Origin of the sequence: Amycolatopsis sp. NPDC102389 (assembly GCF_044765885.1) — a bacterium.
GTDB lineage: Bacteria > Actinomycetota > Actinomycetes > Mycobacteriales > Pseudonocardiaceae > Amycolatopsis.
In genome coordinates this window covers 73671-100223 of the sequence record NZ_JBIWKX010000002.1, presented here as the reverse complement: position 1 = coordinate 100223, position 26553 = coordinate 73671, and the positions used below count along the sequence as shown (strand labels likewise).

Annotated in this window: 6 protein-coding genes; 3 read left to right on the top strand and 3 right to left on the bottom strand. The window is 70.3% G+C overall.

Annotated features, from left to right (window positions below; all coding sequences use genetic code 11):
• Positions 1–32 precede the first annotated feature (32 nt).
• The 3 genes from ACIRGA_RS02280 to ACIRGA_RS02270 are packed head-to-tail and all read right to left on the bottom strand — an operon-like array spanning position 33 to position 23849.
• Positions 33–242, bottom strand: a complete 210-nt coding sequence (locus tag ACIRGA_RS02280) for an MbtH family protein (protein WP_400935820.1) — start codon at positions 240–242, stop codon at positions 33–35.
• Complete coding sequence (locus ACIRGA_RS02275; RefSeq protein ID WP_400935818.1) at positions 239–22474, bottom strand: non-ribosomal peptide synthase/polyketide synthase; 22236 nt, start codon at positions 22472–22474, stop codon at positions 239–241. Before ACIRGA_RS02275 ends, ACIRGA_RS02280 begins: the two co-directional genes overlap by 4 nt.
• 31 nt (positions 22475–22505) lie before the next feature.
• A complete protein-coding gene (locus ACIRGA_RS02270; protein WP_400935816.1) occupies positions 22506–23849 on the bottom strand; it encodes a lysine N(6)-hydroxylase/L-ornithine N(5)-oxygenase family protein in 1344 nt (447 codons plus the stop codon).
• Positions 23850–23986: 137 nt separating this feature from the next.
• On the opposite strand from ACIRGA_RS02270, the gene ACIRGA_RS02265 reads away from it, so the two are divergent.
• The 3 genes from ACIRGA_RS02265 to ACIRGA_RS02255 all read left to right on the top strand — a co-directional run bounded on the left by ACIRGA_RS02265 (position 23987) and on the right by ACIRGA_RS02255 (position 26437).
• Positions 23987–24934, top strand: a complete 948-nt coding sequence (locus ACIRGA_RS02265) for a methionyl-tRNA formyltransferase (protein WP_400935814.1) — start codon at positions 23987–23989, stop codon at positions 24932–24934.
• Between the two features lie 100 nt (positions 24935–25034).
• Positions 25035–26000 (top strand): RNA polymerase subunit sigma-70, encoded by a 966-nt coding sequence (locus ACIRGA_RS02260; protein ID WP_400935811.1) that lies wholly within the window; start codon positions 25035–25037, stop codon positions 25998–26000.
• Positions 26000–26437, top strand: a complete 438-nt coding sequence (locus tag ACIRGA_RS02255) for a PPOX class F420-dependent oxidoreductase (RefSeq protein ID WP_400935809.1) — start codon at positions 26000–26002, stop codon at positions 26435–26437. The genes ACIRGA_RS02260 and ACIRGA_RS02255 overlap by 1 nt, the downstream gene beginning before the upstream one ends.
• Positions 26438–26553 lie beyond the last annotated feature (116 nt).

The window sequence follows — 26553 nt, the reverse complement described above, 5'->3', positions numbered from 1 at the left end:
GAGTCTCTCAAGGAGTCCTTCACGGACTCGGGTCAGGACTCCATGGCCTTGACGAGCGAAGCGGGCCGCAGGTCCGTCCAGTTGGTCTCGACGTATTCGAGGCACTCCGGACGCGAGGCCGGGCCGAACTTCGTGGCCCAGCCCGCCGGGACCTCGACGAACTCGGGCCACAGGCTGTGCTGTCCCTCGTCGTTGACCAGCACCAGGTACGTGCCGTCGGGGTTCTCGAACGGGTTCGTCATTCCTTGTTCTCCTTCTGTGCGGCCGGTGAATCAGCCCGGCGGGTGAGTGCGTCGAGTGCGGTGAACCAGCCTTCCGCCAGTTCCCGCACCGAGTCTTCGGTGAGCACGGCGTCCGGCCAGGACCAGTGAGCGCTCAACTCGGGACCGCCAGGGCGATCCTCGGTCACGACGTTGATCGTCAGCGCGTGCGAGACGGGCATTCCGTCGTCCGCCCCGAGTTCGGCCGCCTCGACCTCCTCCGCGTACGACCAGTCGGTCGCTTCGGGGACCCCGATCCGGCCCAGGTAGTTGAACTCGATCTGCGGTTTCGCGAACTTCGCGAGTTCAGGCCCGGTGCGCCGGTCGAGGTAGCGGAGCAGGCCGTGCCCGATACCGCCGTCCGACAGCTCGTCGAGGTGAGCCTGGACCCGCTTCAGCGCTTCGCCGGCTGCGGCTCCGCCCGCGAACGCGTCGTCCAGGTCGAGGTCTCCCAGGTCCAGGCACACCGGCACGACACTGGTGAACCAGCCGACCGTCCGCGAAAGGTCCGCGCCGGCGGCCAGTTCCTCTTCACGGCCGTGTCCCTCGACGTCGACCAGCACCGCCTGTCCCCCGTCCCGGCGCCACCGCGCGACAGCGAGCGCGAGACCGGCGAGCAGGACGTCGTTGATCGTCGCACGGGACAGGAGCGGGGCCGTCCGCTCGGCGGGCAGCGTCAGCGACACCTTCCTCACGGTTCCCTGGACATCCCGCGCGGGGTCGAGCGGCCGGTCCAGCGGGAGCGGATCCCCGCCGGCCAGCACCGACTTCCACCGGTCCAGCTCGCTCGAACGGTCCTGTGTGGACAGCACTTGCGACCATCGCCGGAACGAAGTGTCCACGGAGGACAGCTCTGGCACCTCGCCGAGCGCGACCGCCTCCCAGGCGGAAGCGAGGTCCGGCAGCAGGATCCGCCACGAGACGCCATCGACGGCCAGGTGATGGATCATCAGCAGCAACCGCCCGGGTTCGGACGCGCCCGCGTCGAACCACGTCGCGCTCAGCATCACGCCGTCGTCCGGATTCAGCCGGGCGCGGGCCGGCTCCGCGTGTCGCTCGATCAGCGCGAACAGATCACCTTCGACCTCGACGCGTTCGATGCGGACATCGGCCGATGAGGCCACGCGAAGTGCCCAGCCGTCCACCGACCGGTCGAGCCGCGCCCGCAGCATGTCGTGCCTCGCCACGAGCGCACCGAGCACGGTCTTCAACTGCTCGCCGGTCATTCCGGCGGGCGTCCGCACCAGCGCGGCCTGGTGGTAGCCGTCGATCGGGCCGCCGAGTTCGCGGAGCGCGTGCATGATCGGCGTGAGCGCGATCGAGTCGTCGTCCTCGATCCGTTCCGCCACCTCGGCCAGCGCCGCGACCGTCCGGCGCGCGAACACCTCGTGCGGCGTGATCTTCAGCCCGGCCGCGCGTGCCCGGCCGACCAGCCGCATCGCGACGATGCTGTCCCCGCCGAGGGCGAAGAAGTCGTCTTCGGCACCCAGTTCCGGCACGTCGAGCACTTCCGCGAAGAGCGCGCACAGTGTCTCTTCCAGCTCGGTTTCGGGCGCGCGGCCACCGGCCAGCTCCGCGTAGTCCGGCGCGGGCAGCGCCTGGCGGTCCAGTTTCCCGTTGGACAGCACGGGAAGCGCGTCGAGCGCGACGAAAGCCGCCGGGACCATGTAGTCCGGCAACTTCTCGGCCGTGAACCGTCGCAGCTCGTCCCGATCCACAGTGGACACCACGTACGCCACGAGTTGCTTCCCCCGAGGCCGGTCCTCACGCACCAGGACGACGGCCTGCGTGACGCCGTCGTGCCGTTCGAGCACCGCCTCGATCTCGCCGGGCTCGACCCGGAATCCGCGGATCTTCGCCTGGTCGTCGGCGCGTCCGCCGAAGTCGAGGCGTCCGTCCGCGGTCCAGCGGGCGAGGTCTCCGGTGCGGTACATCCGGGCGCCCGCCGGACCGAACGGATCCGCCACGAACCGCTCCGACGTCAGTGCCGTCCGCCCGAGGTAGCCGCGGGCGAGCCCGGCACCGGCGAGGTACAACTCACCGGTGACCCCGGGCGGGACCGGCCGCAGCGCCGTGTCCAGCACGTAGGCCCGGGTGTTCGCGACCGGGCGGCCCACCAGCGGCGTCTCGCTGTCGCCGATCCGTGCGACGAGGGTGTCCACTGTGGACTCGGTCGGTCCGTACAGGTTGAAGGCCTCGGTGCCGTCCAAAGTGGCCAGACGGCGCCACAGGCTCTCGGGGACCGCCTCACCGCCGACACCGATCACCGCGAGGGGACACCGGTCGCCGTCGAGCAGGCCCGCGTCGGCCATCTGCGCGAAGAACGACGGCGTGACCTCGATGAAGTCGAAGTCCTCCCGTTCGATCATCGCGGCCAGCAGTTCGGGATCGCGCCGGGTCTCCTCGTCCACGATGTGCACGGCGTGCCCGTCGAGCAGCCACAGCTGGGGTTGCCAGGAGGCGTCGAAGGAGAACGACCACGCGTGCCCGACCCGCAGATGGGGTTTGCCGGTGGCCTCGACCGCGGGCCGGTGCAAGGTGGCAAGGTGGCTGTGGAACAGATTCACCACGCCGCGATGCGGGACGACGACCCCCTTGGGCGTCCCGGTCGAACCCGACGTGTAGATCACGTACGCCGGATGCTCCGGGACGAGCGGGCGAACGCGGTCCCGGTCGGTCAGGTCGTGCGCCTGCCGGTCCTCGGTGACGAGCGCGCAGAGCGCCAGTGTCTCGATGTCGGTCCGGGGCAACGACTCCAGCAGCTCGGGCTCGGTCAAGATCACCTGCGGCCGCGCGTCGGCGAGCATCGCGGCCAGCCGTTCGGCCGGGTAATCCGGGTCGAGCGGCAGGTACGCCGCCCCAGCCTTGTGGACCGCGAGGATCGCCAGCAGCACGTCGGCGGAACGCGGCAGCGCCAAGGCGACGAAATCCTCGGGACCCACACCGTGGGCGACCAACGCCCTGGCGAGCCGGTTGGCGCGCTCGTTGAGTTCGGCGAAGGTCAAAGCGACCCCACCGGACACCACCGCCGTCGCGCCGGGCGAACGCCGGGCCTGCTCCTCGAACAGACCGGCCACAGTGGACGGTTCGACGGCGAGCGCCGTCTCGTTCCACTCGCGCACGATCAGGTCCAGATCGGCCTCGGCCAGGATGTCGGCCCTGCCGACGGGAGTGTCCACATCGGACACCATCGTCGCGAGCACGCGTTCCATCGCGGGGAGAAGCCGTTCCGGCAGGCCGGCGTCGAACAGATCGGAACGGTACTCCGCGGTGAGCTTCAGCCGTGTTCCCGGCTCCACCGCCCAGGTGAGCGGATAATGCGTGGAGTCGTCGTGGCGCACGATCTCCCCGCGCAACCCGGCGCCCGTCTCGTCCTCGTCCGCGCCCGGGTAGCTCTCGAACACCATCAGCGTGTCGAACAGCTCTCCCAGCCCGGCGCCGCGCTGGATGTCGGCGAGCCCGAAATGCTGGTGCGCGAGCAGTCCGGACTGCTCGTCCTGGACCCGGTCCAGCAGGTCGCCCAGCTTTTCGGCCGGGTCGAGCACGATCCGCACCGGGATGGTGTTGATGAACAGTCCGATCATCCGCTCGACTCCGGCCAGCTCGGGCGGGCGCCCGGCGACCGTCGCGCCGAAGACGACGTCCGAACGGCCGGTGAGCCTGCCGAGCACGATGCTCCACGCCGTCTGGACCAGCGTGTTCAGGGTCAGGCCGCGCGAGCGGGCGAGCCCGGCGAGCGCCTCGGTCGCCTGCTCCGGCAACTCGAGCGACAGCCGCTGCGGCAGGGCCGGGGTCCGCTGCGGATCGTGCGGGACGAGATGTGTCGGCTCGGTCAGGCCGTCGAGCGCCTGCCGCCAAGCGGCCTCCGCCGCCTCCCGATCCTGGCCCCCGAGCCAGCCGAGATGGTCTCGGTACTGGCGGGCCGGTGCCTGCTCGGCTCCGGCGTACAGCTGCGACAGCTCCGCGAACAACTGCGGCAACGACCAGCCGTCGAGCAGCACGTGCTGGTGGGTGAACACCAGCCGGTGCCGTCCGTCCGGCAGGGTGAGCAGCAGGAAGCGCAGCACCGGTGCGGCCGCCGGATCGAAGCGGCGCCTGTCGTGGGCCATCTCCGCTTCGACGGCGTCCGGCGAAGCCACGAAGCGCCAGGGAACCGTGACCGAACGCGCCACGAGCGCGACAGGACGACCGGACGCGAGGTAGCGGTAGCCGGTGCGCAGGACGGCATGCCGGTCGACGAGCGACTGCGCGGCCTCGCGCAGTCGCGCCGGATCGAGCGGCCCGGAGAGATCGAACGACACCTGGACGGTGTAGACGTCGGGTCCGTCGCCGTCCATCGTCGCGTGGAAGAGCAGCCCGGCCTGCAACGGCGTCAGCGGCCATACTTCGGCCGTGTCCGCCGCGACGTCGAGGATCTCCGCGCGTTCGGCCGCATCGAGCTCCAGCAACGGCTTCCCGCTCTCCGGCGCGGCCGCGTCGAGCCGTACCGCGCTGACCTCGGCCAGGGCCGCGACGGTCCGGTGCCGGAAGACGTCACGCGGGCTCAGCAGCAGCCCGGCGCTCCGCACGCGACCGACCAGCTGCATCGCGACGATGCTGTCCCCGCCGAGGCGGAAGAAGTCGTCGTGGACGCCGACCTTCTCCAGCCCGAGCACCCCCGCGACGAGCGACGCGAGCAGTTCCTCGCGCGGTGTGCGCGGGGCGTCGCCGGTGACCTCGCCGGAGAAGTCCGGGGCGGGCAGCGCCTTGCGGTCGAGCTTTCCGTTGGGTGTCAGCGGGAACGCGTCCAGCACCACGAACGCGGACGGCACCATGTATTCCGGCAAGGTGGCCTCGGCGAGCCGCCGGGTCTCCTCGACGTCGGCCTCCCCGGTCAGGTAGGCGACGAGCCTGCCCTCCCGCAGCACCACCCGCGCGGAGAGCACGGACTCGATCTCGCCCAGCTCGATCCGGAAGCCGCGCAGCTTGACCTGGTCGTCGGCGCGGCCGAGATAGTCGAGGGCGCCGTCGGCTCGCCACCGCGCGAGGTCGCCTGTGCGGTACATCCGCTCCCCCGCCGCGAACGGGTTCGCCACGAACCGCTCCGCGGTGAGCCTGGACCGGCCGAGGTAGCCGCGCGCGAGTTGCTTGCCCGCCAGATACAGCTCGCCCGCCACGCCCGGCGGCACCGGCCGGAGCCGGGCGTCGAGGACGTGGACCTGGGTGTTCCACACCGGACGTCCAATGAGGACGGTGTCGTCGACCACCTCCCACGAAGTCACGTCCACAGAGGCCTCAGTCGGCCCGTAAAGGTTGTGCAGCGGGACATCGACACGGGCGGCCAGTTCCGGTGGCAGCGCCTCACCACTGCACAGGACACGGCGGACGCCGTGCCACCGCGGTTCTTCGGCGAGGAACGCTTCCAGCATCGACGGGACGAAGTGCAGGGTCGTGATGCGCTGATCGCGGATCAGCTCCGCGAGATACGCCGGATCCCGGTGGCCGTCCGGTTTGGCGACGACCAGCGTGGCGCCGGTGATGAGCGGCCAGAAGAACTCCCACACCGACACATCGAAGCTCGACGGCGTCTTCTGCAACACCCGGTCATCAGCCGTCAGACCGTACTCGTCCTGCATCCACAAGAGACGGTTCACGATGCCCTCATGCGGCACCACGACACCCTTGGGACGGCCGGTCGATCCGGAGGTGTAGATGACGTACGCCGGGGATGCCGCGTCCATCTCGCGACCAAGGTTCTCACCGGAATAGCCGTCCATCACCGGCAACTTGTCGAGAACAACCGTCGGAGCGGCGTCTTCGAGCATGAACGCGATGCGATCAGCCGGGTAGTCCGTGTCGAGCGGCAGGTAGGCCGCTCCGGCCTTGTGCACCGCGTACAACGCGACGACCAAATCGATCGAGCGCGGCAGCGACACGGCCACCACCGACTCCGTACCCACACCCCGCTCGACCAGCCACCGCGCCAACCGATTCGCCTGCGCGTTGAACTCCGCATAGGAAAGCTCGAAGCCCTCGAACACCACCGCGACAGCGTCCGGCGTCCGCGCCACCTGTGCCTCGAACAACTCCGGCAACGTGGTCGCCGGGACGTCGTGTGCGGTGTCGTTCCAGTGCCCGAGCCGAGTGCGCTCGTCGTCGTCGAGGACGTCGAGCTCGCCGACCGGGACCGCGGGATCGGCGGCCACCTGCTCCAGGACGGCGACCAGGCGCCGCGCGAACGACTCGGCGGTGGCGTGGTCGAACAGGTCGGCGCTGTACTCGATCGCGCCCGAGATCCCGTCGCCCTGCTCCAGGAAGCCGAATTCGAGGTCGAATTTGGCGACGCCCTGCGCGAAGTCTTCTTGTTCCGCACGAAGCCCGGGCAGCTTCAGTCCGTCCTCGGCCTTGGGCAGGTAAACCACCATCACCTGGAACAGCGGGTGCCTGGCCAGCGAACGTTCCGGGTTGACCGCGTCGACCAGCCGCTCGAACGGCAGATCCTGGTGTTCGAAGGCCGCCAGGTCGGTCGCGCGCACCCGCGAGAGCAGGTCGCCGAACGCCGGCTCGCCGGACAGGTCGGTGCGCAGCACGAGCGAGTTCACGAAGAAGCCGATCAACGGCTCCAGCCGTTCGTCGACGCGACCGGAACTCGGTGCGCCGAGCGGGATGTCGTCCCCCGCACCGAGCCGGTGCAGCAGCGCCGCGACCGCGGCTTGCGCCAGCATGAACATGCTGACGTCGTGCCGCTGGGCCACCGCACGCAGGCGCTCGGTGAGCGCGGCGCCGATCGGGAAGGTGACGAGACCACCGCGATGGCTCGACTCGGCCGGACGCCGCCGGTCCGAAGGCAGGGCCAGCTCGTCCGGCAGGCCTGCCAACGCTTCCTGCCAGAACTCGAGGTGCCCGGAGGCCGTGGAGTCGAGCAGGTCACGTTGCCACAAGGCGTAGTCCGCGTACTGGACTGGCAGCTCTGTCCACTGTGGAGCGGATCCGGCGAGCCGCGCCTCGTACGCCGTCGCGAGGTCGGCCATGAGCGGCCCCTGCGACCATTCGTCCGTCGCCACGTGGTGGATCACCAGCAGCAGGACGTGTTCCCGCGGTGACACGGCGAAGACCGTGGCCCGGATCGGGAGCTCCTCGTCGAGGGCGAACCCTCGACCGGCTTCGGCGGACAACCGCGCCGGCAGATCGCCCGCTTCCTCGAACCGGACCTCCGGGCACGCGTCGGCCAAGATCCGCTGCGCCGCGACGCCGCCTTCTTCGACGAACACCGTCCGGAGTGGTTCGTGCCGCTCGGTGAGATCGCCGACCGCCGCGCGCAGCGCGTCCACGTCCAGCTCGCCGTGCAGACGCCAGGCGAGCGGGATGTTGTAGGTGGGCGTGACACCTTCAAGCCGGTACAGGAACCACAACCGTTGCTGGGCGGGCGAAAGCGGCAGCAGGTCCGGACGGTGCCCGACGGTCAGGGCCAGCCGGGCCGACGGTTCCGCGAGCCGTTCGGCCAGCGCGGCGACCGTGGGGGCGTCGAAGACGTCGCGGACCGTCACGGCGGCGTCCAGGCTCGATGAGATCCGGCTGACCAGGCGCATCACCAAGAGCGAATGGCCGCCGAGCGCGAAGAATCCGTCGTCGATCCCGACCCGCTCGACGCCGAGAACGTCGGCGAACAACGCGCACAGGGCCTCTTCCCACGCGTTCCGCGGCTCGCGGCCTTCGGTGGTCGCGAACTCCGGCGCGGGCAAGGCCTTGCGATCGAGCTTTCCGTTCGGGGTCAGGGGGATCTCGTCGAGCACGACGAACGCCGACGGCACCATGTGCTCGGGCAGCTTCGCGGCCACCTCGTCCCGCAGCCCGTCGGTCGAGCCGACGACGTACGCCACCAGCCGGTCTTCGCGAGCGACCACCACGGCTCGCGAGACAGTCTCAGACACGGTCAAGGCAGCCTCGACCTCGCCGAGTTCGACCCGGAAGCCGCGGATCTTGACCTGGTCGTCCACGCGGCCCAGGAACTCCAGCACGCCGTCGGCCGACCAGCGCGCGAGGTCTCCGGTGCGGTACATCCGGTCCCCCGGGTCGCCGAACGGGTCGGCGACGAACCGCTCGGCGGTCAGTCCGGGCCGGGCGAGGTACCCGCGAGCGAGCTGCACCCCGGCGAGGTAGAGCTCACCGGGAACACCCGGCGGGACCGGGTTCAGCCGCGCGTCCAGCACATACGTCCGCGTGTTCCACACCGGACGTCCGATCGGGACGGACGGGGTCGTTTCGCAACCGGCCCGCCAGGCGGTCACGTCGACGGACGCTTCGGTCGGGCCGTACAGGTTGTACAGCGGGACGTCGACGCGGGCGGCCAGCTCCGACGGCAGTGCCTCGCCACTGCAGATCACCCGGCGCAGGCCGATGCAGTTCGCGGTCTCCAGGAAGAGCGCGAGCATCGACGGTACGAAGTGGACAGTGGTGGTCCCGGTGGTGCGGATCAGTTCCGCGAGATAGGCCGGGTCCTTGTGCCCCTCGGGCTTGGCGACGACCAGCGTGGCGCCGGTGATGAGCGGCCAGAAGAACTCCCAGACCGACACGTCGAAACTCGACGGCGTTTTCTGCAACACCCGATCATCAGCGGTGAGGCCGTACTCATCCTGCATCCACAAGAGACGGTTCACGATGCCCTCATGCGGCACCACCACGCCCTTGGGACGCCCCGTCGAACCGGACGTGTAGATCACGTACGCCGGAGACGACGGATACACGATCCGTCCCAGGTTCTCGGCGGAATAGCCGTCCAAAGCGGGCAGCTCGTCGAGAACGACCGCGGGGGCGGCGTCTTCGAGCATGAACGCGATGCGATCCGCCGGATAGTCACGGTCGACCGGGAGGTAAGCGCCACCGGCCTTGTGCACCGCGTACAGCGCGACAACCAGATCGATCGAGCGCGGCAGCGACACCGCCACCACCGACTCCGCACCCACACCCTGCTCGACCAGCCACCGCGCGAGCCGATTTGCCCGCTCATTGAACTCGGCATACGAAAGCTCAGAGCCCTCGAACACCACCGCGACAGCGTCCGGCGTCCGCGCCACCTGCGCCTCGAACAGCTCCGGCAACGTGGCGGCGGGGACTTCCTGGGCCGTGCGGTTCCACTCGGTGACCCGCGCGAGTTCGTCACCGACGAGGACGTCGAGCTCGGCGACCGGCCGCTCGGGCTCGGCGGCGACCTGCTCCAGCAGGGACATGAGCCGGGCCAGCAGGCGCGCGGCCGTTGTCTCGCCGGCGAGGTCTTCGGCGTACTCCAGCATCAGTGTGGCGGTGGTCCCGTTGTCGACCATCGTGAAGTGCAGGTCGAACTTCGCCATGCCGGTGTCCATCTCGAACCACTCGGCGGGCAGGCCGAGCACGTCGTGCGCGTCGCTCTGCCGGTGGTAGCCCACCATCACCTGGAACAGCGGATTGCGTCCCGGCACCCGGGGCGGGTTCAGTTCCTCGACGACGCGTTCGAACGGCAGGTCACCGTGGGAGAACGCGGCGAGGTCGGCCTCGCGCACCCTGTCGAGCAGGGCGGCGAACGTCGGCTCGCCGGAGAGATCGGTCCGCAGCACCAATGTGTTCACGAAGAACCCGACGAGATCGTCGAGCGCCGCGTCGGTCCGTCCGGCGATCGGGGCACCCAGCGGGATGTCATCCCCGGCACCGGTCCGGTGCAGCAGCGCGGCCACCGCCGCCTGGAGCACCATGAAGGGGCTCGCCCCCGCTTTCGCCGCCAGCTCGCGCACGGCGGCCGACAGTTCCACGGAGAGCGGGGATTTCACCTTTCCGCCCTTGCCCGTCGGCCGGAGCGGACGCGGCCGATCCAGCGGCAGGGTCAGCTCATCCGGAGCCCCGCGCAATGCCTCGGCCCAGTAGGCGATCTGCGCCGCGCCGCACTGGTCCAGGAAGTCCTTCTGCCACAACGCGAAATCGGCGTACTGCACCGGGAGATCCGTCCACACGGGACTCTCGCCGCCGAGCCGGGCTTGGTAGGCCGAGGTCAGGTCGCCCAGGAACGGGCGATCGGACCATTCGTCGGTCGCGCTGTGGTGCAGCACCAGCGAAATCACCTGGTCGCCATCACCGATCCGCAGCACCCGGAGCCGGACCGGGATCTCCCGGGCCAGGTCGAACGGCGTCCGCGAAAGCTCGGCGATCCGGGAGTCCAGCCCGGCTTCGTCGCAGTCCTCGATGGCGAACGGGATCTCCGGCGCGTCGAGGACGCGCTGGTACGGCTCCCCGTCGTGCTCGTCGAATACAGATCGCAGGACCTCGTGCCTCCCGAGCACGTCGCCGAGCGCGGCCCGCAGCGCCTCGATTTCCAAGTCGCCACGAAGGCGGAAGGTCAGCGGGAAGTTGTAGGCGACCGCGTTCGCTTCCATCCGGTCGACGAGCCAGAGGCTGCGCTGGGCCGCGGAAAGCGGGATCCGGTCCGGGCGTTCGGCGCGGACCACCGCCGGCCGGGCAGGCTCACCGCCACCGGCGCGAGCGGCCAGCTCGGCGACCGTCGGCGCCTCGAAGAGGTCACGAATGGCCAGTTCGGCACCGAGTTCGGTCCTGGCCCGGCTGATGAGCCGGGTGGCGAGGAGGGAATGGCCGCCGAGGTCGAAGAAATTGTCCTCGACGCCGACCCCGTCCACTCCGAGGACCTCGCCGAAGAGCGCGCACAGCGTCTCCTCCTCGGCGGTCTCGGCCGGATGGCTTTCGGCGAGCCGCACGGTCTGCTCGGCGTCCGGGAGAGCGCGGGTGTTGAGCTTGCCGTTGTCGGTCAAGGGCAGGGCGCCCAGCGTGACGAACGCGGCCGGGACCATATAGTCCGGCAGTTCCGTTTTGAGCCGGTCCCGCAGGCGCTGCACCAGTTCGCCGCCGCCCCGGGCCGCCGTCGGGCTCGTGGCGTACTTGGCCAGGTTCGTGCCTGCCGAAACCGGCTGATGCACGCCGGTGACCAGCGCGTCCGTCTGTCCCTTGTGGACGAATACGGCTTCGAAGGCGCCGTCGGCAGACCAGGTGCAGTACACCCGGAACCCGAGCCGCTCGCCGAGTTCGTGCACGTCTTCAGGCTCCACACCAGGAGAAGCACAGAACAACGCGAGGACGTCGACGAGCGGCGCGCCGGCGTCCAGCGCACGTGTCGCCTCGACCTCCGGAGCCTGGCGCGCGTCCGGGATCCGGCTCACCCGCAGTGTTTCCGCGCCGGTGAGACGCTCCTCCAGCGCGGCGAGAGAACCCAGCTCGTCCCACGACAGCCGCGGCGCTTGAGCGACCGACACGGTTTCAGCCGGTTCTTTCACGAGGACCGCGTCGTAGCGGTACCGGCTCAGCTCGTTGTGCAGCCGGGCCCGTTTGATCCGCACCTGCGCCGCGACGCCGGGAAGCCGCCGCGCGAGCGCGGTGAAGTAGTCCGGGTCGATCAGCAGTTCCTTCTCCAGCGCGGCACCGCGTTCGATCGCGCGCCGCACCTGGGCGACGTCGGACGTCGCGTCGGCGCGGGTGAGCTGGATCGCGGTGTGGAACGCGCGGGCGAGCCGCAGGTTCCGGACGTCGCCGACGAACAGCGCGCCACCCGGCGCGAGCAGGCCGATCGCCTTCGTGATCACGTCGGTCAGGTAGCCGACGCTCGGGAAGTACTGGATGACGGAGTTGATCACGATCGTGTCGAACCGGCCGGCGGGCAGGCCGTCGAACACGTGCGCCGGCTGGGCGCGCAAGGTCACCTTGGCGGCCAGCTCCGGATGCTGTTCCAGCTCGCGGTTGAGCTTCGCGATCACCGGCGCGGCAAGGTCGGTGCCCCAGTACTCCTGGGCCAACGGCGCGATCTGCCCCATGAGGAGACCGGTGCCGACACCGATCTCCAGCACCCGTTCGGGCTTCAGCTCGGCGATCCGGTCGACGGTCGCCCGCCGCCATTCCCGCATGTGCTCAAGCGGAATCGGTGCGCCGTCGTAGCTGGAGTCCCAGCCCGCGAAGTCCTCGGTGAACAACGCCGTCGGGATCTCGGTGTACTCGTCCGAGTAGATCTGCTGCCATTCGCCGACCTGGTCGGCTTCCGCTTCGGCGCGGGCGTCCCCGCTCAGTTCGGCCGGGACGACGTACCCGATGAGCCGCTGCAGACCGGGCGCCGACGGGTCCGGTCGCGCGATCACCGCGGCCTGCGCGACCTCCGGATACCGGCTGAGCGCGGTCTCGATCTCGCCGAGTTCGACGCGGTAGCCGCGGATCTTCACCTGGTCGTCGGTGCGGCCGAGGAAGTCGAGGTTCCCGTCCGCGCGGCGGCGCACGAGGTCACCGGTGCGGTACATGCGCCCGCCCCCGGGCACGAACGGGTCGGCGACGAACCGTTCGGCGGTCAGGCCGGGCCGCCCCAGGTAGCCGCGGGCCAGCCCCTCGCCCGCGATGTAGAGCTCACCCGCGACGCCGTCGCGCACCGGCCGAAGCCAGGCGTCGACGATGTAGGCGCGGGTGTTCCAGATCGGCTTGCCCACGGTCGGGGTGTCGCTGTCGGTCGTCCCGCCGCCGAGCGTGTTGATCGTGTACTCGGTGGGGCCGTACAGGTTGTAGCCGTAGGTGCCGTCGGTGTCGCGCAGCCGGTTCCACACCGACTCCGACACCGCCTCGCCGCCGAGCAGGACCAGCGCGGGCCGGTGCCCCTCCAGCAGCCCTTCCTCGATCAGCAGGTGGGCGTACGTCGGTGTCACGTTGACGACGTCGACCTCGTGCTCGTCGCAGTACGCCACGAGCGCCCGCGCGTCGCGGCGCAGTTCCTCGTCGCAGACGTGGACCTCGTGCCCCTCGACGAGCCACAGCAGTTCTTCCCAGGACATGTCGAAGGCGAACGACACGGTGTGCGCGATCCGCAGCCGCCGCCCACCCGCCGAGGCGATGGCCGGGGCGAAAATGGCGCCCTGATGGTTGAGCTGCATGTTCGTCAGGCCGCGGTACGGCGTGACGACGCCCTTGGGCTTGCCCGTCGAGCCCGACGTGTAGATGACGTACGCCGGGTGTTCCATGCGGTCCGCGCGGCCGCGCGCGAACAGCGGGCGTTCGGCGTCGGAGATCGGGCCGCCGTCGAACGCCCTGTCTTCGTGGTTATCGACGAGCACCCGGGGCATGGTGCCGGGCAGCGTTGCCGAGACGTCCTTTGTGGACACCAGGCACAGTGGCCGGGCGTCCTCCAGCATCACCGTGAGGCGGTCGACCGGGTAGTCGAGTTCCAGCGGCAGGTACGCCGCACCGGTCCGCAGCACGGCGAACAGCGCGACGACCATGTCGATCGACCGCGGCAGGCCGAGGGCGATGACCTGTTCCGGCGCGGCGCCCTTCGCCAGCAGGAGCCGGGCCATCCGGTTGATGCGCGCGTCGAGTTCCGCGTAGGTCAGGTGTTCCTCACCGAACACCAAGGCCGTGACGTCGGGGGTCCGCTCCGCCTGGACGGCGAGCAGATCCGCGATCGTGTCCTCGATGACCGGATGCTCGGCCTCGGCCCAGCCCGCTTCCAGCGCGGCACGGTCCTCAGTGGACACCGTGGCCAGCGCGGCGACCGGTTTCGCCGGGTCGGCGACGATCTGCGCGACCAGTGACGTGAACCGGTCGAGCACCGACGCGGCCTCGGCGGTGCCGATGACGTCGTCCCGGTAGGACAGCGTGACCCGTATTTCCTCGCCCGGGGTGACCACCAGCGTCAGCGGATAGTGCGTGGCGTCGATGTTCAGCAGCTCGGTGATGCCGTGCCGATGGCGGAGGCCGTCGCGCCGCTCGTCGCCGTCGGCGTTGCGCAGCACGAAAAGCGTGTCGAACAGGACGCGGTGCCCGGCTTCGCGCTGCAGGACCCCGAGGCTCATGAACTCGTACGGCGTCAGGTCCATCCGCTCGGACTGCAGGCGCCGCACCAGATCCAGCACGGATTCGGTCGCGTCGAGCCGCACCCTGGCCGGCACGGTGTTGAGGAACAGGCCGATGGTGTTCTCGATCTCGGGCACGGCGGCGGGCCTGCCCGCGACCGCGGCGCCGAACACGACGTCGGTCCGCCCGGTCATGGTCGACAGGACCAGACCCCAGGCGGCGTTGAGCACGGAGTTGACCGTCAGGCCATGCCTGCGCGCCTGCTCACGCAGCCTGCGGCTCAGGCCGGAAGGCAGCACGGTGTCCAGGTTGACCGGGGTCGCCGGGGCCAGGTCACGGCCTTCCGGCCCTACGACGGTCGGCTCCGCGAGACCGGACAGCGCCTCGCGCCACGCGTTCGTCGCGGCCTCGATGTCCTGCCTGGCCAGCCAGCGCAGGAAGTCCACATAGGACCCGGCCCCGGGCAGTGTCCGATCGTCGCCACCGAGGTCGTACAGCGCGAACAGCTGCTCGATGAAGAGCCAGGCGGACCAGCCGTCCCAGAGCAGCAGATGCCGGTTCAGCACCACCCGGTCGCGGCCGTCCCCTAGCCGCACCAGTTTCACCCGGAACAGCGGCGGGGCGCCGAGATCGAACCGCGTCGCGCGGTCCTCGGCCATGAGTTCTTCGAGCCGCTCCCGCCGCTCGTCTCCGGGCAGCGCCGAAAGGTCCACTTCGGACACCGGCGGCTCGACCTCGGCCGCCACGAACTGGACCGGACCGCGCAGTCCTTCGCTGGTGAACCCGGCGCGGAGACTCGGGATCCGGCGCAGCAGCGCGGCCACCGCCGACCGCAGCCGATCGGCGTCCAGGCGGTGATCGAAGTCGATCGCCTCCTGGATCGTGTAGATGTCCACCCGGCCGGAGTTGTAGCCGGAGTGGAAGAACAGGCCTTCCTGCAACGGCGACAACGGCCAGACGTCGGCGACCGGCACCGGGCTGGACCGCTCGACGCGGGCGATCTCCTCCTGGGTCAGCGACACCAGTTCGAGGTCGGACGGCGTGAGTCCCACCGGCGCGCCGGTGTCCACGGCCGCGAGCTCGGCCAGGGCCGCTGCCCAGCGGTCCGCGAGTGTTCCGACGGCACCGGCGAACGTGGCCGTCAGCCTCGGCCCGTTCTCGGTCTCCTCACAGGCCACCCCGATCCGCACGTCATGGTCGCCGGACGGCGGCACGACGGCGTACCCCGCGACCTGCCACTCCCCCGGCCCGGCCGGGACGCGGCCGTCGTACCGGAGGGCGATCCGCGGTTTCGCGAGCCCGGCGAGCAACGGACCGGTCTGGGCGTTGAGATACCGCAGCGGGCCGTAGCCCTCGGGCGTCTTCCGGACGGTTTCCTTGACGGCCTTGAGCATCGCGACCGGTTCGCCGGTCGCGGTGATGCGGACCGGACGGACCGAGGTCAGCGCGCCGACGGTGTCCGAAGAGTCCACTCGGCCGTGGAGATCGACGAGGAGGTCACCGTCGACAGCGACCTTCAGCGCGGTCAGGAGGACGTCGGTCACGTCGCCGTGCACGGCGGACGGCAGCGCGCCGACGAGCGTCCGGGTGTCCTCGACGGACAGGGTGATCCGGCGTTCCGCCACCTCGCCGGGCACCTCAAAGGAGATGGGCGCCAGCGTCTCGGCCCAGTGCTCGATCTCGCCGAGCAGCGCGGGATCCTGCGCCGCGTCGGTGATCCGGCGGGCGATGGCCCGCAACGACGTCCGCGCTCGAGTGAACACCGGCGGACGGCCCTCGGTCACGGCCTGCCAGGCGATCGCGAGGTCGGCCGCCAGTGTCGTCCGGCTCCGCGCGTCCAGCAGGACCGGATGCGCGAGCAGGAGCAGCCTGCCCGGTTCGTCGAACCAGACGGCCTGCAGCAGGTTGTCCGGCAATCGGTCGGCGGCGTCCCGGTATTCGTCCTCCAGGGACCCGGTCGCGTGACGCAGCAGGTCCGTCGCCTGGACCGTCCCTTGTGGACGGATTTCGAGCGACCACAGCACCGAGGCGACGCGCGACAGCCGGAGCCGCAGGCCGTCGTGGTGGTCGAGTACGAGCTGCAGGGTGGCGGCGAGCGTCTCGAGGTCGGCCCCGGAGGGCGCGGTCAGCAGTACGGACTCCGGCTGGACCGCGTCGCCCAGTCCCCGCAGCCGGAGAACCTCCGGCAGAAGAGGAACGGCCCCGATGCCGTCGGCCTCGGGCTCCGGCTCGGGCGGCGTCGCGAACGCGGCGAGCGCCGCCGGGGTCCGGAGTTCGAACACGTCCTTGGGGCTCAGTGCGAAACCGGCCCGCCGGGCGCGGCTCGACACGGCGATCGACGAGATGCTGTCGCCGCCCAGCAGGAAGAAGTCCCCGTGGGCGCCGACGGTCTCCAGGCCCAGGACGTCCGCGAAGATCCGCGCGAGGGCACGCTCCCGGTCGTTCTCAGGCGCGGCCTCGGTCCGGACGGTCTCGGGCGCGGGCAAGGCCCGGACATCGAGCTTTCCGCTGGGGGTCAAGGGGAATTCGTCGAGGACGACGAACGCCCGCGGGACCATCGGTGCGGGCAAGGCTTCGCTGAGGGCGGTCCGCAGGCTCTCCGGATCCGCGCTCCCGGCGACGTAGCCGACGAGCGCGCCGTCCTTCGCCACGACCGTGGCGGCCGTGACCTCCGGCTGCGCGATGAGGACGGCTTCGATCTCGCCGAGTTCGATCCGGTTGCCGCGGATCTTCACCTGCCGGTCGGTGCGGCCGAGGTACTCGAGCTCGCCGTCGGCGCGGCGGCGCACCAGGTCACCGGTCCGATACAGCCGCTGCCCCGGTTCGCCGAACGGGTCGGCGACGAAACGTTCGGCGGTCAGGCCCGGTCGTCCGTGGTAGCCGCGGGCCAGCTGGACACCGGCGAGGTACAGCTCGCCCGCCACGCCGTCGGGCACCGGGCGCAGGCAGCCGTCGAGGACGTGCAGCCGCGTGTTCCACACCGGACGTCCGATGGGGACGGTGGTGCTGTCGGCGCCGGTGCCGGCGAAGAAGGTCACGTCCACGGCCGCCTCGGTGGGGCCGTAGAGGTTGTGCAGCGGGACCCCGGTGAGCGAACGCCAGCGCGCGGCGGTCTCGCCGGGCAGCGCCTCGCCGCTGGAGAACACCTGACGCAACGCCCCGAGATCGCCGGTGACCTCGTCGCTGCCGAGGAATGCGGCGAGCATCGACGGGACGAAGTGGACGGTCGTGATCTCCTTGTCCCGGATCACTCGCGCGAGATACGCCGGATCGCGGTGACCGTCCGGTTCGGCCAGCACCACCGTGGCGCCTTCGCACAGCGCCCAGAAGAACTCCCACACGGACACGTCGAAACTCGACGGTGTCTTCTGCAGCACACGGTCCGAGGCCGTGAGCCGGTACTCGTGCTGCATCCACGCGAGCCGGTTGACGATCGCGCGATGCGTGACGGCCACGCCCTTCGGCCGCCCCGTCGATCCGGAGGTATAGATCAGGTAGGCGGTGTTGTCCGGCCCGACGGCCGCCCCCTCGACGTCTTCGACGGTCTCGCCGCTCACAGGAACCTGAGTCAGCCCGGCGACGACCGGGATCCGCGCGGCCGTCCCGGGTTCGGCGAGCACGAGACGCGCCCCGGAATCGGCGAGCATGTATTCGAGCCGGTCGGCCGGATAGTCGAGGTCGATCGGCAGGTAGGCGGCCCCGGCTTTGAGGACACCGAGCAGGGCCACCATCAGCTCGGCCGACCGCGGCACGGCGACGGCGACGACCTCTTCGGGACCCGCGCCCAGGGAACGCAGCCTGCGAGCCAGGTTCTCCGCGCGAGCGTCAAGGTCCATATAGGACAGTTCGATGTCCTTGAACATCACCGCCGTCGCGGACGGAGTCCGGGCGACCTGCTCGGCGAAGGCCTCGGCCAGCGTGCGCTCCGGCACGGGGTGCGAGGTCGCGTTGAGTTCGGCCAGGCGGCCACGTTCGGCGGGCGACAGCAGGTCGAGAGCGGCGATCGGCAGGGCGGGGTGCGCGGTCAGCGTCTCCAGCAGCCGGGCGAACCGCTCCGCGAGCTGCCCGGCCGCGGCCGCGTCGATCCGGGCGGCGTCGAATTTGAGGCTGAACTCCAGGTCTTCACCCGGGGTCGCGATCACCGCGACCGGGAAGTGCACCGCGTCGGTGACCTCCACGCCGGCGAGCCGGACGGTCCCGGACGCGCGTTCGTCGTCACGCGGGAAGTTCTCGACGACGACAAGGGTGTCGAACAGTTCTTCCTGCCCGGCACCCGCGAGGCGCTGCACTTCGCCGAGGCCGAGATGCTGGTGGTCGAGCAAGGCCGCCTGCTCGTCCTGAAGGCGCCGCAGTACGGCGGCTACGGTTTCGGACGCGGACCAGCGCAGCCGCACCGGCACCGTGTTGATGTAGAGGCCGACCGCCGATTCGAGGCCGGCGGCGCCGGTGTCACGGCCGGAGACCGTGCTGCCGAACAGTACGTCGTCTCGGCCGGTGAGCCCGCCGAGCAGGAGCCCCCAAGCGCCGTGCAGGACGGTGCCGAGGGTGAGCCCATGCTCGCGTGCCATGGCGGACAACGCCGTCGTCGCCCGCTCGCCGAGGCTCAGGTGCAGCCGCGACGGCCGCCTCGCCACCCCGGCTCGTTCCTCGATCAACCGGGTGGGTTCGTCCACTCCGGACAACGCTGTCCGCCAGGCTTCGCGCGAGACCTCATGATCGCGCGACGCGAGCCGCCGCAGATGGTCCGTGCGCGTACCGGGTTCAGGGAGCGGATCGCCCGCGGGTCCCGCCAGCAGTTCCCGGAGCAGCACCACGACCGACCAGCCGTCGGCGATGATGTGATGGAACGTGAGCGCCAGCTTGGCGCGATCCTCGCCGAGCCGGGTGAAGGTCGCCCGCAGCAGCGGTGGCCGGGCGAAGTCGAACCGGCGCGCGCGGTCAGCCTCGAAGGCCGCCTCGGCGTCTTCGGCGGCCACCTCGCGCCAAGGCAGCTCGGCGTGCCGGGTCACCGTCTGGACGACCTGGCCGCCGTCGAGCTGCCGGAAACCGGACCGCAGCGCCGAATACCGGTCCAGCAACGCCTGCGCCGACCGGCGCAGCACCTCGGCGTCGACATCGCCTTCGAGGTCCAGCACCTCCTGGACCGTGTAGATGTCGGCGGCCGAGCCGCCTTCGAACTCCGCGTGGAAGAAGAACCCTTCCTGCAACGGCGTCACTGGCAGGACGTCGGCGTACTCGGCGAGCGGGGCAAGTTCGGCGTCGGTCAGCTCCAGCAGCGGCCGCTCATCCACAGTGGACACAGCGGACTCGGCGGTCACGGCCTCCGCGCAGACGGCCAGTGCTTCGGGAGTCCGGTGCTGGAACACCTGGCGCGGGGTGATGGCGAGACCGTGTTCCGCGGCGCCCAGCACCAGCCGGATCGACAGGATGCTGTCGCCGCCGAGGGAGAAGAAATCGTCGTCGGCGCCGATCGAGGCCAGGCCGAGGACTCGTGCGGCGACGTCGCACAGGATCCGCTCCCGCTCGGTGCCCGGCGCGCGGCCGGTGGCGGCGGCGCCGAAATCGGGCAGGGGCAGCGAAGTACGGTCGAGTTTGCCGTTCGGCATGATCGGCAGCCGGTCGAGTTCCACGAACGCCGACGGCACCATGTAGTGCGGCAGCGCCGATTCCGCATGGGCGCGCAGATCCTTGAGCAGTGTCGGCGATCCCGCCCGAGGGACGACGTACGCCACCAGGCGCCGGTCCCCCGGCTTGACCTCGCGCGGCACGACCGCGATCCGCTCGACCCCGGCGTATACGGCGAGGGCGGACTCGATCTCCCCTGGTTCGATTCGGAACCCGCGGATCTTGACCTGATGATCGGTACGGCCGAGGAAGTCGAGGTTGCCGTCCGCGCGCCAGCGGACCCGGTCGCCGGTGCGGTACATCCTCGCGCCGCCACCGGCGAACGGGTCGGCGACGAAGCGTTCCGCCGACAGCCCCGGACGTCCGGCGTAACCGCGGGCGAGACCGCGTCCGCCGATGTACAACTCCCCTTCGACGCCGACCGGGACGGGCCGCAGCGCGGTGTCGAGGACGTAGCAGCGGGTGTTCGGATCGGGAACGCCGATCGGGATCGGCCCGCTCCAGCCGGGCTCGGCCGCCCACAGCGTCGAGTTCACCGTCGCCTCGGTCAGCCCGTACGCGGCGACGACCTTCAGGTCTTCCGCCCAGCGCGCGATCAGCTCCGGCGGGACGGTCTCGGTGCCGACGATCAGCACCGCGCCCTTCGGCAGTTCGCAGTCCGACGGCAGCGCCGCGACCAGCGACGGCGGCAGGATCATATGGGTCGCCGCGTTGTCGGCGATGTAGCCGGTCAGCTCGACGCCCGCGACCCGGCGGTGCGACGGGACCACGATCAGCGTCCCGCCGACGCACAGCGACATGACCAGATCCCAGACCGTCACGTCGAACCCGGTGGAGGCGAACTGCACCACCCGGCTGTCCTCACCGATGCCGATCCGTTCGGTCGCCGTGCTGATCAGGCTGCCGATCCCGTCATGGGACAGGACCACGCCTTTCGGCTTCCCCGTCGAACCCGAGGTGTAGATGACATACGCGGCCTGGCTCAGCGCGATCCCGCTCACGTCCACAGTGGACGCTTCGAGCGCCGTGAGCTCCGCGACGATTCCGGGATCGTCGAGAAGGATCCGCTCGGCGTCCACACCGGACGGCAGCTGCGCGGATTCCTCCACAGTGGACACCACGATCTTCGCGTCCGCGTGGGCGAGCATGTACGCGAGGCGGTCCTCGGGGTGATCCAGGTCGAGCGGGAGATACGCGGCCCCGGCCTTCATGACGCCGAGCAGGGCGACAACGAGATCGGCCGAACGCGGCATCGCCACGCCGACGACGTCCTCGTCACCGACCCCGCGTCGCCGCAGCAGGCGCGCGAGCCGGTTGGCGGCGGCGTCGACCTCGGCGTAGGTCATCCGGACGTCTTCGCAGACGACGGCCTCGGCGTCCGGTTTCCGCGCCACGATCCGGGCGAACGCCTCGGGCCAGGACACCTCCGGCGACTCCGCGACCGCGGTCCCGAGGGCCAGGACCCGGTCCCGTTCTTCGGAGGAGAGGAGGTCGATGGCGGCCAGCGGCAGGTCCGGACCTTCCAGCAGGGCGTCCAGTACGGCGGCGAACCGGCGGCGATGGTCGGCGAGTTCGTCGTCGGACGACACGGCCTCGTCGGCGTCGAAGTCGAACCGGAGGCCCCGGCCCTCGCCGGCGTCGTACACGGCGATGGCGACGTCGCTGATCGGCCCGAGTTCGAGGTTGTGCACCGTCGCGTTCGCGTCGCCGAACGCGAGTTCGCCGTCCACTGCCATGTAGTTCACGCTCAGCCCGACGAGTTCGTGCACCCCGCCGCTCGCGCCGAGTTCACGGGCGAGGTCCTCCCCGCGGTACCGGCTGTGTTCCAGCAGCGCGGACACCTTCTCCGCGACCTGGGCGACGAGCCGCGCCGGCGTCATCTCGGGCCGCACTGTCAGCCGCAACGGCAGGACGTTGGAGACCATGCCGGGCCGCTCACGCAGGGCTCGGGTGGTGCGCGCGGTGACCGGCAGGCCGAGGACGAGGTCTTCGGCACCCGTCACGCGATGGGCGTACGCCGCCACGGCCGCGATGACGACCCGGGACAGCCGAGTCCCCGCGTCCAGCGCGAACTTCCGCAACCGGCCCGCCTCCGCCGCGGGCAGTTCCCACGAATGCCGCCGGAGCCGGACCCGGCCCGCCGACGCGCGGCCGAGCAGCCGCACCGGATTCGGCCTGCCCGCGAGCTCTCCGAGCCAGTAGCCGCGGTCGGCCTCCCCGTCGTAGCCGGACTCGGCCAATCCCGAGAGCGGCCAGGAGACCTCCTCCGCGGTACCCGAATAGAGATCCGCCGCGCGGCGGGTCAGGACGGCCTGCCCGTACGCGTCCATCACCAGATGGTGGTACCGCTGGAACCAGCGGACCCGATCCTCGGCCAAGACGAGCACCGTATGCGCGGTGAGCGGCCCCCGGGCCGGGTCGGTCACGACAGCGAGTTCGGCCCGCGCCCACTCGTCGGCGGCCCGCTCCGGATCCGGCTCACCGGTGAAGTCGAGAACGGCGACCTCACCGGGCGCGACCGGACGCTGAACCGGTGTGTCGCCGTCCAGCTCGACCGTGACATGCAGGCATTCCGCTTCCCCGACCGCCCGCCGCACGGCCTCGCCCAGCCGGGCGACGTCGACGTCGCCGCGAAGCTCGACGACCCAGCCGATCGTGTAGACCGGATCCGCCGGGTCGAGCTGCTGAGCGAGCCAGATCCCCTGCTGTGCCGGGGTCAGGGGAAAGCCGCGGTTCATCGGGTTCGCCTCCACCGTTGAGAAAGTGCCGGGGATCGTCCTGGCCTCAAGCAGGCCCGGACCCGCTCACGGCGTACTCGGGCCGGGACGCGTCGGCGCCGCGCCGGTCCACAATGGACTGGAGGATCTCGCCGACCCGGACGGCGGTGTTGGACAGCAGCGAAGACGTGATGCCGTGTGTGTGCTCGGTGCCGCCCTGCAGGTAGATCCCGCCGTCGAGCGGCGGCTCGGTGACGATCCGGTAGTCGCGTTCGACGCGGAGCCTGCCCTCGTCGTCGCGCGTGCAGGTGGCGGCGAGCTCGCCCAGCAACGGTGTCGGGTCCGCCGGGCTGTACCCGGTGGCGTACACGACGAAATCGGCGTCGAGCCTGGTCCGCTCGCCGGTCTCCAGCGCCTCGACGGTGACCCGCACTTCGGAGCCGGTGTCGGTGACCTCGGTGGGACGGGAGACGTTGATCAGCTTCAGCCGCTCGATCCCCTGCACCTTCTCGCGGTAGACGCGCCGGTACAGCTCGTCGATGAGTTCGATGTCCACGGCCGAGTAGTTGGTCGCGCCGTGGTAGCGCATCAGGCGGTCCTTGACCGCTTCCGGCGCCTCGTAGAACCGCCCGACCGCCTCGGGGTCGAAGATCCGGTTGGCGAACGCGCTGTCGTCGGCGGGGCTGTAGCCGTACCGCGCGAACACCGCGCACACCTCGGCCCGGGGGAAGCGGTCGTGCAGCAGCGCGCTGACCTCCGCCGCGCTCTGGCCCGCTCCGACGACGACGAACCGGCGCGGCTCCTCGGCGGCCATGCCCTCGAGCCGGTGCAGGAGTTCACTGTTGTGCCAGATGCGTGTGCCCGGCGTCACACCGTCGGGAAGATTCGGCCGCAGCCCGGTGCCCAGCACCAGATTGCGGGCGCGCAGGTTCACCAGTTCCCCGTCGGTACGGGCGTGGACGTCGAAGAACACGATCTCGTCGCCGTCGAAGACCGGTGTCACCGAAAGGACTTCGGTCCCGTAGGAAACCAGGTCGTCGACCTTCTCCGCCGCCCATTCGAAGTAGTCGTGGAACTCGATCCGCAACGGGAACAGGTTCTTGTGGTTGATGAAATCGACCAGCCGGTCCTTGCTGTGCAGATACGACAGGAAGCTGAACGAGCTCGTCGGGTTCCGCATCGTCGCCAGGTCCTTGAGGAAGGAGACCTGCATGGTCGCGTTGTCGATCAGCATCCCCCGGTGCCAGCCGAACCGGACCTGGCGCTCGAGGAAGTGGGCCGTGACGGTCTCGGCTCCCGGCGCGGCGTTGTGCTCGGTGACGGCGATGGCGAGCGCGAGGTTCGAGGGACCGAACCCGACCCCGACCACGTCGTAGACCGGAACCCGTTCACCGACCACTGCTCGTGCCATCTCGAACCCCTAGCGCGGCTCAGCCGCATCTCGGTACTTCATAACAAAGACCAGGGAACCCTAACCTAAGTTAGGTGAGGCTCAACTAGTACTTTCAGTGGTGATGTTCATCCCTCGACCAGGAGGAGGCCGGTCCCATGCGGGTCGCCATGTTCGGATACCAGACCTGGGGACACCGCACCCTGCGGGCGTTGATCGACGCGGGGCACGAGGTCGCCCTCGTCGTCACCCACCCGAAGAGTGACCACGCCTACGAGAAGATCTGGTCCGACTCCGTCGCGGACCTCGCCGAGGAGAACGGGATCCGCGCGCTGCTGCGGCAGCGTCCTGACGACGCGGAACTCCTGGCGGAGCTGAAGGAAGCGGACCTAGACCTGATCGTCGCCAACAACTGGCGCACCTGGCTGCCGCCGGAGATCTTCGAGATGCCGCGGTACGGCACGCTGAACGTGCACGACTCGCTGCTGCCCGCCTACGCCGGCTTCTCGCCGCTGATCTGGGCGCTCATCAACGGCGAGAAGGAAGTGGGCCTCACCGCGCACATGATGGACGCCGACCTCGACGCGGGCGACATCGTGCTGCAGCGTTCCGTGCCGGTCGGGCCGAAGGACACGACGACCGATCTGTTCCACCGGACGGTCGACCTCATCGCGCCGATCACCACCGACGCCATCGAGCTGATCGCCAAGGGGAACTTCACCCCGGTCAAGCAGGACAGGTCGAAGGCCAGCTTCTTCCACAAGCGCGCCCTCGAAGACAGCCTCATCGACTGGTCCTGGCCCGCCGACGAGATCGAGCGGCTGGTGCGCGCGCAGTCCGACCCGTATCCCAACGCCTTCACCTACCACCGCGGCAAGCAGCTGCGCGTGATCCGCTCCTCGGTGTCGGTGGGCCGGTACGGCGGCACGCCCGGCCGGATCTTCATCCGGGAGGGCGAAGGGGTCGTGATCGTCGCCGGCCCCGAAGCGCGCCGCGGCCGGTCGCACGGTCTCGTCATCGAGCGCGTCCGGACCGAGGACGGCACCGAACTGGCCGCGACCGAGTACTTCCGCACCATGGGCGGCTACCTCGCCACCCGGCCCTGACCTGCGATTTCCGGGTTCCCCGAAAAAAGTCATCGCGGGACCGATGAGTTCCGCCGAAAGGCGCCGTTACATCGGGTAAGAACACTCGATGGGAGGCGCCATGACCGACACGATCGCCGCGGCGAAGGCGGGGGACGAAACCGCCTTCGCCGCGCTCACGGGACAGCACCGGCGGGAACTGCACGTCCACTGCTACCGGATGCTCGGCTCGTTCGACGAGGCGGAAGACGTCGTCCAGGACGCACTGCTCAACGCGTGGCGCGGGCTGGACACTTTCGACGGCGGGAACTTCCGCGCGTGGCTGTACCGGATCGCCACCAACGCCTGCCTCGACGCGATCCGCAAGAACGAACGGCGGGTGCCGGCGCTGCGTTCGTTCGCCGAAGTCCCTTGGATCCAGCCATATCCGGACCGGCTGCTGGACGAGATCGCGCCGTCCGAAGCCGGACCGGACGCGCTCGCCGTCGCCAGGGAGACCATCGAGCTCGCCTTCCTCGCGGTCCTGCAGATGCTGCCGCCGCAGCAGCGCGCGGTGCTGATCCTGCGCGACGTGCTCGGCTGGCAGGCCGCCGAAACCGCCGACCTGCTCGACCTCTCGGTCCCGGCCGCGAACAGCGCGCTGCAACGAGGCCGCGCGACCTTGCGCGAACGCCTTCCGCAGCAGCGCGGCGAATGGTCGGCTTCGGCGCCGTCCGAAGAGGAACGGGCGCTGGTCCGGAAGCTCATCGACGCCCACGACAGCGGGGATTTCAGCACGTTGAGCAGTCTGGTCCGCGACGACGTCCGCGTGACCATGCCGCCGGAGCCGAACTGCTACATCGGTCTCGACCACCTCGCCAGGCACGGCCGGATCGCCGAGGAGATGGGCGAATGGCGTGCCGTCGCGGTCGACGCGAACCGGATGCCCGCCTTCGCCTCGTACCTGCGGCGCCCCGGCGACACCGTCTTCCGCGCCTTCAAACTCGATCTCGTCCGTGTCGTCGAGGGCAAGGCCGCGGAGTTCACCACGTTCGACAGTCACCTGTTCCCGGCCTTCGGCCTGGACGCCACTCTGGAGGGAAAGTAATGCCCGAGAAGATGACCGACGACCAGCGCCGCGCCTTCCTCGCCGAAGGCACCCGCACCGCCGTCTTCGCGACGGTCCGCCCGGACGGCAGGCCGCACGCGGTCCCGGTCTGGTTCGCCCTCGACGGGGACGACATCCTGGTCAACCTCGGTGCGGACACCGTCAAAGCCAGGGCGCTCAAGGAGAATCCGCGCGTTTCGGTGGTCGCCGACGATCCTGTTCCGCCTTACTCGTTCGTGAGTGTCGAGGGCGTCGCGGAGATCGTTTCGGATCCGGACGGGGTCCGCACGGGTTCGTCGCTGATCGCCCAGCGGTACCTCGGTGAAGCCGGGCAGGAGACCATCGACGGCTGGATGGCGTACGCGACTTCGCCCGGGAAGGTGATCGTTCGGGTGCGGCCGGAGCATTTCGTGGCGATCGCGAAGGTCGGCGGCTGACCGCTGGGGTCGTGGGGTGGGGGGGGGGGGGGGGGGGTGGGGGGGGGACCCCCAAACCCCCCCGCCCCCCCCCCCCCCCCCCCCCCCCGCACGCCCCCCGCCCCACACAGCACCCA

Bases quoted from the DNA above. Each gene is read 5' to 3' on its own strand.
- ACIRGA_RS02280 (WP_400935820.1), bottom strand. From the start codon at position 242: ATGACGAACCCGTTCGAGAACCCCGACGGCACGTACCTGGTGCTGGTC.
- ACIRGA_RS02270 (WP_400935816.1), bottom strand. From the start codon at position 23,849: ATGGCACGAGCAGTGGTCGGTGAACGGGTTCCGGTCTACGACGTGGTC.
- ACIRGA_RS02265 (WP_400935814.1), top strand. From the start codon at position 23,987: ATGCGGGTCGCCATGTTCGGATACCAGACCTGGGGACACCGCACCCTG.
- ACIRGA_RS02260 (WP_400935811.1), top strand. From the start codon at position 25,035: ATGACCGACACGATCGCCGCGGCGAAGGCGGGGGACGAAACCGCCTTC.
- ACIRGA_RS02255 (WP_400935809.1), top strand. From the start codon at position 26,000: ATGCCCGAGAAGATGACCGACGACCAGCGCCGCGCCTTCCTCGCCGAA.